The organism is Nitrosospira multiformis, assembly GCF_900110185.1.
Classification (GTDB): domain Bacteria; phylum Pseudomonadota; class Gammaproteobacteria; order Burkholderiales; family Nitrosomonadaceae; genus Nitrosospira; species Nitrosospira multiformis_A.
Window position 1 is genome coordinate 345,772 of sequence record NZ_FOCT01000002.1, and the last position, 11,803, is coordinate 357,574.

Annotated in this window: 9 protein-coding genes; 2 read left to right on the top strand and 7 right to left on the bottom strand. The window is 50.9% G+C overall.

Annotation, left to right across the window (positions count from 1 at the left end):
• Positions 1–32 precede the first annotated feature (32 nt).
• The 3 genes from BMY01_RS03805 to BMY01_RS03815 all read right to left on the bottom strand — a co-directional run bounded on the left by BMY01_RS03805 (position 33) and on the right by BMY01_RS03815 (position 2,618).
• A complete protein-coding gene (locus BMY01_RS03805) occupies positions 33–563 on the bottom strand; it encodes a chemotaxis protein CheW (RefSeq protein ID WP_254772588.1) in 531 nt (176 codons plus the stop codon).
• Positions 564–659: 96 nt separating this feature from the next.
• Complete coding sequence (locus BMY01_RS03810) at positions 660–2,138, bottom strand: CheR family methyltransferase (protein ID WP_074744428.1); 1,479 nt, start codon at positions 2,136–2,138, stop codon at positions 660–662.
• 3 nt (positions 2,139–2,141) lie between these two features.
• Positions 2,142–2,618: a chemotaxis protein CheW gene (locus BMY01_RS03815; RefSeq protein ID WP_074744430.1), complete on the bottom strand. Its 477-nt coding sequence runs from the start codon at positions 2,616–2,618 to the stop codon at positions 2,142–2,144.
• A 549-nt stretch (positions 2,619–3,167) separates the two neighbouring features.
• On the opposite strand from BMY01_RS03815, the gene BMY01_RS03820 reads away from it, so the two are divergent.
• A complete protein-coding gene (locus BMY01_RS03820) occupies positions 3,168–6,023 on the top strand; it encodes a bifunctional diguanylate cyclase/phosphodiesterase (protein WP_074744432.1) in 2,856 nt (951 codons plus the stop codon).
• A 289-nt stretch (positions 6,024–6,312) separates the two neighbouring features.
• Positions 6,313–7,653 (top strand): peptide-methionine (S)-S-oxide reductase MsrA, encoded by a 1,341-nt coding sequence (gene msrA, locus BMY01_RS03825; RefSeq protein ID WP_081353670.1) that lies wholly within the window; start codon positions 6,313–6,315, stop codon positions 7,651–7,653.
• A 13-nt stretch (positions 7,654–7,666) separates the two neighbouring features.
• Here the strand turns inward: msrA and BMY01_RS03830 are convergent, their stop codons facing one another.
• The 4 genes from BMY01_RS03830 to gatB all read right to left on the bottom strand — a co-directional run bounded on the left by BMY01_RS03830 (position 7,667) and on the right by gatB (position 11,717).
• Entirely contained in the window at positions 7,667–7,939 is a 273-nt protein-coding gene (locus BMY01_RS03830) for a type II toxin-antitoxin system RelE family toxin (RefSeq protein WP_074744434.1), read from the bottom strand.
• The gene (locus BMY01_RS03835; RefSeq protein WP_081353672.1) at positions 7,923–8,312 is read right to left on the bottom strand and encodes a hypothetical protein; all 390 of its coding nucleotides are present in this window, start codon (positions 8,310–8,312) and stop codon (positions 7,923–7,925) included. The genes BMY01_RS03830 and BMY01_RS03835 overlap by 17 nt, the downstream gene beginning before the upstream one ends.
• Positions 8,313–9,031: 719 nt before the next feature.
• Positions 9,032–9,415, bottom strand: coding sequence for a hypothetical protein (locus BMY01_RS03840; RefSeq protein WP_139176692.1), 384 nt, complete (start codon positions 9,413–9,415; stop codon positions 9,032–9,034).
• An 811-nt stretch (positions 9,416–10,226) separates the two neighbouring features.
• Positions 10,227–11,717 carry an Asp-tRNA(Asn)/Glu-tRNA(Gln) amidotransferase subunit GatB gene (gene gatB, locus BMY01_RS03845; RefSeq protein WP_074744436.1) on the bottom strand — a complete coding sequence of 497 codons (1,491 nt, stop codon included), beginning with the start codon at positions 11,715–11,717 and terminating at the stop codon, positions 10,227–10,229.
• Between the last annotated feature and the right edge of the window lie 86 nt (positions 11,718–11,803).

An 11,803-nucleotide genomic window follows, 5' to 3' on the forward strand; every position in this document is an offset into this window, starting at 1 on the left:
AATTCAGCGTCTTCACCCATTTCGATACTTCTCTACTCGGCTACTTGCTCATCTACAACGATGCTTTCATCCATGAGAAGATTTTCCGCATCAAGAACCACTAGTCGCTCCGGGGTTATTCCCTTGAGGTATTTCTTACGAATGCCCATAAGAGTGGGTAAAGATGACTGAATGTCGGTTGCCAAGATAGACCGGGCGCCAAGGACTTCGTCCACCAGAATGCCGAACGTCATTTTTCCCGACTGCAGTACGATAACTTTGTTGCGTCCACGCAACTCCTTCTCCGGCACTTCGAAAAACTTCTTCAGGTCAATGACCGGCAGGATCTCCCCGCGCAGGGTAACAATGCCGCGAATAAAGCCAGGGGTGCAGGGCAGCGGTGTGATGTCCTCAACCTCGGCGACCTGAGTGACATAGCACGATTCGAGGGCGTAGCGTTCACAACCAAGAATAAATTCCACGATTTCAATGTCTTCATTCCGTACCTCTTGAGCCGGTAACTCCTGAGCCAGGGCCAATGCCCTCAATTGCAAGATCTGCTGAATTTTTTCATTGGAAGGCATCCAAGTGCTGTCCACTGTTGCACGAGGAGAATTCCCGGAAGCCACTTTCCTTTTTTGAAACCCTAAGGTTCTAGTTGTCATGTGATGCCCTACTCTTTATTTCCGATGATTGAGTGAATCGCATGTCCTTATAGAGGTAATGACATGAGTGAGGTCTCCGGCGGTCAGACCGCCTGAGTCCGGGAGAATGTCGTTGGATGAATATCCATTCAACAGCGATAGTGCATTATCAAAATGACGTTCTGCTTCCCGGCTTTTGCCCTGCGTCAGACAGAGGCCACCCAAAGCAAAATGGGCAAGCACAAGATCAGGATCAAGATATAGCGTATTCATCAGGCACCGCATTGCTTCCTTGGCCTGCCCCAGCTCCTGGCGAATCGTTGCCAGGAGATAGTAAGCCGCAGGGTTCAGTTTGTTAGCGGAAATTGCTTCCTCGCACTGTTTTACAGCCCTGGTGAGGTCGCCTCGATCGGCATAGCGGCGGGCTTCGTGATAAAGCGTATTGGACCGCTCTTGATTCGCTGATTGGCTTGCAACATCTTGCACGCTTGTTAATTGAGTGAAGGGGCTTGATGCCACCGGCAATATTTGCGGTTCCATGCTTTCGAGCGAAAGGGGCATTTCCCAGCTCTGCAGACTGGGGGGCGGCACTGAAGCTACCTTGTAGAAGGCATCCGATGACGGACCAAAGGAGAAGTAATTGTCCTTTCCATGCCCGTCGTGACTGTCAATCTTCTGATAGAGGCCCGTTCCGGAAACGGTATGAAGTCGGAACTGCGGAAACGAGTCACCAGACATTTCCACCGGACTCACAATGAGCCATCCGTAGTCGACTAGAGATCGATGAAAGCCCTGTCCAATCCTTTTAACTGCCGGAGAGCTGAAATACATCAGGACATTTCGGCAGAAGATGACGTCCACGGCGCGGGTGGCATTGGCCGGCGATGCATACACATCCTCGGCCAGATTTAGATTGGAGAACGTTACTCTTTTACGGATATGCGGCACTATCTCGAATAGGCCGTTTTTTTTTCGTTTAAAGTAACGCTCTTTAATCCAATCCGGGGTCCCCCGAAAAGCCCACTCTCTATATAGGCCCTCGGCTGCTCGATCCAGGAATACCGGATTAATGTCTGTTGCAAGGATTGTCGCATTCCATTCCTCCCCATGCTTCTTGAACAATCGATCAAGGAGTATGGCAATCGAATAGGGCTCTTCGCCCGTGCAACAGCCCGCACTCCAAATGCGCAGTTGGCGATTGTTTTCTTTGCATTTCCGTATCAGTTCCGGAAGAATACTTTGTTCAAGTACGTCCAGGCATTTCTGCTCCCGGAAGAAGTAGGTCTCCCCGACAGTAAGGCGGCAAGCAAGTATTTCGATCTGTCTGCGGGTCAGGGAAGTGGAAAGGAGGTGACGGGCAGCTGTTTCAGTGTCCGGCATGTCAAGCTCGGGTGCGGCAGCCGCAATTGCGCGCTCGAGGTCACCCCAACGCTTTTGCGGATAATACAAGCCCATCTTCATCGCTATTAAATCACTTAGCTGCGAGACCAGCACATGAGGAAGGGTGATTTGCATGCCCTATGAGGTACTAAGTGCCAAATCCAAGGACTTTTCTTCTTCTAATGAAAGGAATTCGTCAAGATTCTGGATAAGGATCAATCCATCCTGAAATTTGATGACTCCCTTTAAGTACTTGAGGGGAGGAAAGAATTCGGCTGTTGGAACCACACATTGTTCCAGGCATTCCTCAACTCCCATCACTGAATTTACCGCCAGCCCCACAACACGGGTCGTCGTATGGGCGAAAATCAGCCAGTCAGTCAGCAAAATTTCGCGCTTTGGAAGATCAAACCGTTGACGAATGTCCACGATAGGGACAACTTTGCCGCGAAGATTAACTACGCCAAGCACAATCTCCGGCGCCCCGGGTAGCGGCGTTATATAAACCATGCGTGCGACGCCCTCCACCGCAGGCAAATGCAAGGAGTACCGCTGATCATCCAGGAAAAAAACCAAATAATGATTTCCGACCCTTACTGTGGTATCAAACTTCATGATCGATATAAATTGTTATAGTGATGGAGCGCCTCAGCAAGCACCATCTTCTCACCGAGTGGGAGTAAAGGAATAAGATGCCAGGACAGACAAAGCCAGGTAACTCTTCGGAGCAGTCATAGTCCGCGCCTAAGAGTTGGATTTTCGATATTGTCCGCCCTTCTATCGCGGGTACCTGGGCGACAAGCCGAGAAAACTCGAAAACCCGGTTACATTGAATTATTCCGCTTTTACTATCGGCCTTGCACTGCTGGAAACAGCAGGTCTAGTTATCACTGCCAGCTTTTTAAAGAAATACTTTCTGTATTCACGTGAGTTAATAAACATATGAGACTACAGAATGAGTACTTTTGCACCTGTAAAATCTTACAGGTGCAAATAGCTTTACCTCTTTTCACGCCAAAGCCATGATGTAAATGTCAGCCAATCTGCTGGCATCGAAAGCCAGCGAACGATTGACAGCACAAATAGTCATTTCCGTGCCACCTATAATCTTTGCAGCTATTAACTTCTCTCTTTTAAAGTCTTTCCTATTTTTCGTAAATCTGAATGGAGCCGAAGGTAATAACAACAGATTTTGGCAAGCTTGTTCTTGATGAAATGCCTGGCGGCGCAATTGTTACCACCGCCGATGGCGTTGTCGTTTATTGGAACAAGGGCGCGCAATCGATATTTGGCTATACGGCGGCGGAAGCCTTGCAAAGGAGGCTTACTGAACTCGTCGGTGCCCCTGATCATCGATCCAAGATCAACCAGAGCCTGAGAAATATGCACGAGGCAAGGGCTTCAGTGGACGAGATCTTATGTCGCAAAAAAGACGGCTTGCTGGTCTATGTAAACATGTCATTCAAAGTCTTGTCGCAGGATCAGCGCCAGGATGGCTACGTCCTGATTACAAGTACGGATATCACGCATATCAAAGCGTTGCGCGATGCCAAGCTGATCAATACCAAATTCGGCAATTTGCTCGATTCAATACCAGATGGAATAGTCATAGTGAACTCGACAGGACGGATAGTCCTGATCAACACGCAAACGGAGAAACTGTTCGGATATAGCGCAGACGAACTTCGCGCCCAGCCCGTGGAAATGCTGCTGCCCCCCCGCAAGCGCGGCCTCCATTCGGGAGAACGCGCCGCTTACTTTACCCATCCGCATATCCGAATGGTCGCCGCCGACTGGGAGCTATACGGGTTTCGCAAGGACGGCACCGAATTTCCAGTGGAAATCAGCTTGAGTCCCATTGAAACGGATGAGGCTAGGTTTAGCATAAGTGCAATCCGCGATATCAGCGATCGAAAAAAAGCGGAGCAGAAATTTCGCGGACTGCTGGAAGCGGCACCCGATGCGATCGTCATTGTGAATCGCAATGGCGAAATCGTGCTGGTGAATTCCCAAACCGAAAAATTGTTTGACTACCAGCGAGAACAGTTGCTCGGTAAAAAGATGGAGATGCTTATTCCACCCCGTTACCGCTCAAAACATCCGGGGTTTCGGGAAGATTTTTTCCGTGCACCCCGCACGCGTCCAATGGGTATCGGACTCGAGCTCTACGGCCTGCGCCGCGATGGCACTGAATTTCCTGTTGAAATCAGTCTTAGTCCCATTGAAACCGAGGAAGGAATCCTGGTATCCAGCGCCATCCGCGATATCACCGAGCGCAAGCGTACCAAGGAAATCCAAACCCAACTCAGACGGGATCTCACTGAGCGTGAAATAGCGGAAAAAGCGCTTTTTGAAGAAAAGGAACTCCTGCGCGTTACCTTGAGCTGTATTGGTGACGCCGTTATCACAACGGATACCGAAGGGAGCGTTACCTATCTGAATCCGGTTGCAGAAGCTATGGCTGGCTGTAGTTCCGATGACGCAAAGGGTTTGCCTCTTCAAGACGTATTTCAAATCATCCATGCAGAAACCAACAAGCTGGCACCCAGTCCGGTCGAAAGGGTTTTAAGGAACAAGGAGACCGTAAGCCTCAATTCCCATGCGTTGCTCATACGGCGAGACGGCCAAACCTTTCCGATCGAAGACTCGGCCGCGCCCATTCGAGACCAAAATGGTTCAATTATCGGCGTCGTGCTGGTATTCCGCGATGTCAGCCATGCACAGAAGATGGCGATGGAAATGCGCTATCAGGCGACGCACGACGCCTTGACGGGGCTGATCAACAGGCATGAATTCGAGCGGCGCCTGAAACAGGTCCTGGAGCGCGATAAAGAGGCTGACGAGCATACTCTGCTTTATCTTGATCTCGATCAATTCAAGATCGTAAACGATACTTGTGGTCACCTTGCAGGGGATGAGTTGCTGAAACAACTCACCGCCCTCCTGCAAGCAAAGTTGCGAAAGGATGATACTTTGGCGCGCCTGGGAGGAGATGAATTCGGCTTATTGCTTGAAAGATGTCCAAGGGGACCGGCATTTCGCGTGGCTGAAGTGCTGCGGCAAACCGTGCAGGAGTTCCGTTTCGTCTGGGAAGAGCGGGTGTTCTCGCTTGGGATAAGCATCGGCCTGGCTACTTTCTCCGGTGGCGAGCAAACTTTCTCGGACGTTTTACGTATGGCAGACACGGCTTGCTTCCTTGCCAAGGATAAGGGGCGTAACCGTGTTCAACTCTATGCTTCTGATGACAAGAACCTCGAGAAACGCCGTGGCGAGATGGGATGGGTGGAACGCCTGCACAAAGCTCTCGACAAGCAGCGGTTCGTACTGTATTCACAGAAAATATTGCCCCTTTCCGCACCTTCAAGCGCTAACCACTACGAGATACTGCTGCGAATGAAAGGAGAAAATGGCGAGCTAGTACCTCCCATGGCCTTCATCCCCGCGGCGGAGCGCTATGGCCTCATGCCTCAACTCGACAGATGGGTAATCACCAATGCCCTTGCCCAATACGCTTCATATCGCTCACAAGGCACAAAAGACACCTGCACTATCAATCTCTCAGGCGCATCTATTTGCGATGAGCATTTATACGATTTCGTGGTGGACCAATTCAAGCAATCTCAGGTTGATCCTGCCGGGATCTGTTTCGAGATTACGGAAACTGTGGCAATCGCAAACCTTACTCAGGCTGCCGCATTGATCCGCAAGCTAAAGGAGCTCGGCTGCCGCTTCTCCCTTGACGACTTCGGCAGCGGAATGTCCTCCTTTACTTACCTCAAGCACTTGCTTGTAGACTATTTAAAAATCGATGGAGCATTCATCAAGGGCATGCTCAATGATCCTATTGACCATGCTATGGTTGAGGCGATTAATCATATAGGCCATGTAATGAAAATCCAGACGATAGCGGAATGGGTAGAGGAAGAGTCTTTTCTTGAGGCGCTGCGAAAGATAGGTGTTGACTATGCCCAAGGGTATGCGATTGAAGAGCCGCGCCCAGCCATAATGCTTTGCCATTGACTCTTCCCCTCAAACGCTGCGTCCCAGTCGGGTAGAGCTCCAATGCTACAGGTCCTAAATGGCCCCTTATTAAACTCTCTGTTATTGCTTCCGAGCTTCTGCCGCCTTGAAATCCCCTGACAGCCAGCGCAGACCCGGAAAGGAAAAGAATGCATGAGACGTTTCCATCCTCTCCCCCGATCGTTGTACTCAGGGGAATTTATTTTCATTTCAGATTTCAAATTGCACTGGAGTATCAAAAAACGAGATCGAGATCTCATAACCAGGATTTATATAGGGGCATCTTGAAATGAAAAGGGTTGTAGCTATGGCAGCGGCCTTGGGCATTATTATGGGTGCATATGCAGTGGAGAAAATCACGATACCTGGGCAGGCAACGGATTACGTCGTTCTAGGGATGGGGTGCTTCTGGGGTGCGGAGAAGCGCATGGGAGAAATTCCCGGGGTGGTCGACGTGGAAAGCGGTTATGCAGGCGGTGACCTTCCCGGCGCTGGTTACCAAGACATTTTGAATCATGAAAGAGCGCTTCGTACCGGTAAAACTACAGTGCGCAATCATGCGGAAGTGGTCAAGGTGGTTTTCGATCCAGACAAGGTAACGCTGGAAACAGTGCTGGGCAAATTCTGGGAGAGCCATGACCCCACTCAGGGCAATCGCCAGGGGAATGATATCGGCAGTAATTATCGCAGTGCCATCTATTACCATGACGCGAACCAGAAGGCTGTGGGACTGGCAACCCGGACTGTTTATCAAAAAGCACTGGATGCTGCGGGTTACGGCAGAATCACCACGGAGATCCTGCCACTCAAGAATTACATCACCGCTGAGGAATATCACCAGAACTACCTGAAAAAGAATCCCGATGGGTATTGCGGCTTGGGTGGTACTGGAGTGAAATATCCCGGGTCAGTCAGGAAAGTTGCGCAGACGCATACGTCCTCCATCTCTTCCGGCACTTCTGTGGCCTCGACCCCGTCCAAAATCGGCGTGGAGGCCCTGAAGAGCGACGATCTGAATCCTGCCCGGCAGCTGGTGGCGTTCGAGGCCGAGCATTGCGAATTTTGCGAGCGCTTCGAAAAAGACATAATGAGCCATTGGCAAGCGGAAGTGCCGATTGCCAGGACGTTGAACTCGAATCCGCCCAGCGGTTGGACTCTGGAAAAGCCCTTGTTCGCGGCCCCCACCATCGTGCTGTTCAAGAACGGTAAGGAGGTTGCTCGCTACACGGGATACAACGGCGAGAAATCCAATTTCTGGAAATGGTTGGGTTTTCAACTGCTGTCGCCCGAGCAGCAGAAAATCGCCTTCAAGCAAGGTACCGAGCCTCCTTTTACCGCGTCCAATCTTGATGAAAAGCGTCCGGGAAGATTTATCGACCCTGTCACAGGCGCAACCCTCTTTTACAGCAATACCAAATTTGAAAGTGGAACGGGGTGGCCCAGTTTCTTTGAACCGGTGGAAGGCGCCGTTACCCTGCACGAAGACAACTCTCACGGCATGAAACGGATTGAAGTACGGAGCGCAAGCTCGGGCATTCATCTCGGCCATCTATTTCATGATGGGCCGCCCCCCAGCCACAAGCGCTATTGCATCAACGGAAACGTCCTGAAATTTGTCGCGGACCAATGAATCCGAACGAAACTTAGCCAACGCCACACATCCGCCGATTGCCCCCTTTCACGACGAGAATGTGCAACTCTTCGTCCTGAATGTCGCAGGTGATTCGGTAATCTCCAACACGGTAGCGCCAGTAGCCGAAAAATTGAGAAGCAAGCAAGGGTTCGCCGAGGCAGCGCGCATCTTCCAGGAGTACGATGCGCTCGCTCAGGTATCTCAGAAGGCGCTGGCGTGCCTGGGGCTCCATCTTATCCAGATCCCGTTGCGCCGCCGGATTGAAACTAATCCTGTATGTCATACTTCCTCATGATGTCCTCAAGCGGAATCATCTTTTCACCTTTGAGACGGGAAAGCATGACTACCCGGTCAGCTTCAAGCGCATCTTCCAGCGCTTCGATGCCGTTCCGCGCAAGTTCGATCAGATAATATTGCTTGTTATGACCGTATTCCTCCACGAGCCGGGTTAGCCGCTCGTCGATATCCGGACCGAGACGGACGGTGATTTCATTGATTGCTTCGGGTTCAGGCGGGGTGCTCATGCGGTCTTCTTCATTTCGTGCCGCCGGGCCCTGGCGGTTGAATTTGAAAACGGCCGGGAGCGTATCCCGATATTTGCGCAACGCGTCGAGTTCTTCTTTCATTTTATCCACCCTTTTATATTGAGCTGTCATTTGTCCTTCCCTTGTCCGGCGATCGTGATTTCCGTTGGCTCCATTTCATGATTTTCAGGAGCTATATATATTAAAAAAATTAGAGAATGTTCGCGCGATGGATAGTTTATAAATTGACTGATATTTTTTACTTATTGAAAGAAACGCAACGTGTATTCCGGGATGACGAGTTTGATATCCCGGGTGATAGTGTAGTGCATCACCGGAAAGCCCGGCAGACAAAGCTCAGGAGACAGAGTGTAGGCGGAAAACGTATTTGATGCTCTGTCCGACTCAAGGCCTCCCGCTCCTGGCCCCTGTTCTCCCTGTCCCGGCTTTTCTTTGATTTGATTTCTGCCTCAGGCTTCTCCCAGCTCTCTACCCACCGCCTCTACTCTTGCTTTGGCTCGACTCATCTCACCTGTTCAGTAAGTCAAGCTCAGGTATTATTGTGTTGTGGGCAATATTGGAACTGCTTTTCTGTGAACAGAGGAGGTGGGCGGCGCTGGTCACAAGGCCAGTGCCAGTAAAGGGTTTTGAAAGAAGATTTCCTGAATGATCAGCCCAGGGCCAAACGAAAGTCAGGAAGGTTTATGCTTCTGCTGGTGAAGCACGGGAACTCCCTGAATCCAGGAATAACCCTGTGGGAGCCCTCGCTGGACGGGGCCTTATCCATTCATCAGGCGTCCATCAGATTTGAAGCAACCTGTCTGTCGTCTCATAGGAGATAGGAGACGCATTCATTTTCGTAATTCGCAATCCCCCAGACGTTCGCATACGGCGAGCAGGTCAATATCAGTGTGGCCTGTTTGATCAATGAAGGCAATTGCCATTTCTTCCCGGTAATCATAACCACCGCCCCCGGTCTTTCTGAACGCTAATCCGCCGGAGAATGAAGCTTCTTCATCTTTCATGAGTCCCACGCGTACGGCGGTTCTGGGTGACATATATCCGTCCGCTGTGTAGAAAAAGACGCTGTGACGCAGGGCTGCAGCCAGTACCCATGCGACAATCACGGTACTCGATATCGCAACAGCAGTAGTGATAGCGGCTAGTTTCATTAAATAAATTTTCTTCTGGGCGAAGTAGAGCGATGGCTGGTAAACCTTCAAACGGATAGTCATCCGGCTACTCATTAGCTGCCGGCTTTACAACAAAAACCCCATCCCTATGAAAGCGAATGGGGTGTACCGCCAGCCGTTACAATCTGGACCATTCAGGGGTTACAGGAGGAGGAGCCATTCCCCTTAGCGGTCTCAAGATCAGAGGAACGCTGCCGCCACCAGTGCTACCGTCATACCCATCAAATAGGAAACGGTAAGAAGTTTTCCCATTTTCATCGCCCTTTCTCCTTATGGTGAAAGACACGTCTATCATAGCTGTATTGTTAAGAATTTGTTATTTTTTTGTGATACTACTGTGTAGGACACTTATTGATCAGCCAGGTTCCCTTCAAAGAATTTCTTCTGAAATTCGGAAAGAATGGCTGACGAAGCTGGAGGCGGCGAACGATGTTCGCTGGAGTGAGGGTCGCTGCGTAATGGTATGGTAATACGGCAATAGCAGGCAGCAGGGAAAACTGTTAATGCACATGTCTCGCCTTCCTCTCCTCTATGACACTTATAGAAAACAGGACAAGCGGAATAGTTCCGCTTCGCAGCTTCAACTTCGGGGTGGGACAGATACTATACTATTTTGGCAAAACCGGCTTGCTACCTGCTATCCTTGTTCTATTGACGACTTGCATGAGCCAGATGCCGTAATCGCTTATAACCGCTGCTTGTAGTCATCGAGGCATGGCACAATCCCTCCAAGCCCGGTTCCATGTTGTATATCCTTTTTCCATGGAGACTATGGGACTGGGGCAAGGGTTTCTATCAGGGCAAAGATAAAGCATTCCCGCTCGTTCCCGGTTCATCCAGTCCAGTCATTGACCTATTCCGTCAGCTTCTTCCTCAATATCTCATTCACCTGCGCTGGATTCGCCTTGCCTCTGGCGGCCTTCATCACTTGGCCCACCAGTGCGTTGAAGGCTTTTTCCTTGCCTGCCTTGAATTCCTCTACCGATTTCGGGTTGGCGGCCAGCACTTCATATACCAAATTCTCCAATGCGCTTGAATCGGATATCTGTCTCAGTCCCTGTGAATCGATGATTCGGTCTGCAAGGCCCTCATCCACTCCCTCGCGATTCTTCCATGAGATGCTCTCCGCATCTGCCTGCGCCCACATCTGTCTGAACACATCCTTGGCGATCTTTCCAGAAATGGTTCCATCCTTGATGCGCAGAAGAAGTTGCGCAAGCTGTGCAGGAGATAACGGACAGACATCGAACGACCTTCCTTCATTATTGAGATAAGCCGATACCTCTCCCATTACCCAGTTTGCGCACAGTTTAGGGTCGGAAGGAAGTTTTCCTACGACTGCCTCATAATATTCCGAGATGTCACGGTCTGCGGTGAGCAAGAGCGCGTCGTACATGGAAAGTCCATAGTCATGCTCGAGCCGCGTTCGCATTTGCTGCGGCAGTTCAGGCAGCCCTTTCTTCACTTCCTCGATCCAGTTCCCGGATATCTCGAGCGGCAGCAGATCCGGATCTGGAAAATAGCGGTAATCCTGCGCGTCTTCCTTGCTTCGCATCGCGCGCGTTTCACCCTTTTCCGGATCGAAGAGGCGCGTCTGTTGCTGTATGGACCCTCCGTCTTCGAGGATTTCGATCTGCCGCCTGGCCTCGTAATCGATCGCCTTCTCGAGAAAACGGAACGAGTTGAGGTTCTTTATTTCACAGCGGGTACCAAGCTTGTCCGATCCCCGGAGACGCACAGACACGTTGGCATCGCAGCGAAAGGAACCCTCCTGCATGTTGCCATCGCAGATGCCGATCCAGCGGACGAGCGTATGCAGTGTCTTTGCATACGCCACGGCTTCAACACTGCTGCGCATATCCGGTTCGGAAACGATCTCAAGCAGAGGTGTGCCGGCGCGATTGAGATCGATGCCGCTCATGCCGTGAAAATCCTCGTGCAACGACTTGCCGGCATCCTCCTCCAGATGTGCCCGCACGAGACGCACGATTTTTTCCTGCTCTTTTCCATCCTGGACGATCTGAAGCTGGATGTGCCCTCCCTCGACCACCGGCAATTCGTATTGGCTGATCTGATAACCTTTGGGCAGGTCCGGGTAAAAATAATTCTTGCGGGCAAAAATGGAAGGCGAATTGACTTTTGCTCCCACTGCCAAGCCAAACCTGATTGCACGCTCCACCGCGCCCCGGTTCAATACCGGCAGCACACCGGGCAGCGCGAGATCGACAGCGCAGGCTTCGGCGTTGGGCGCGGCGCCAAAAGCAGTCGAAGCGCCGGAGAATATTTTGGACTCGGTCGAGAGCTGGGCATGAACCTCAAGACCGATAACGGTTTCCCATTGCATTTTAGAATACCTTTTTCTGATACGGATGCTTTATGAGGGACGAGTAGCAGCTTGAACTGAGCCGCTCCCCCCAACTGACCAATCTA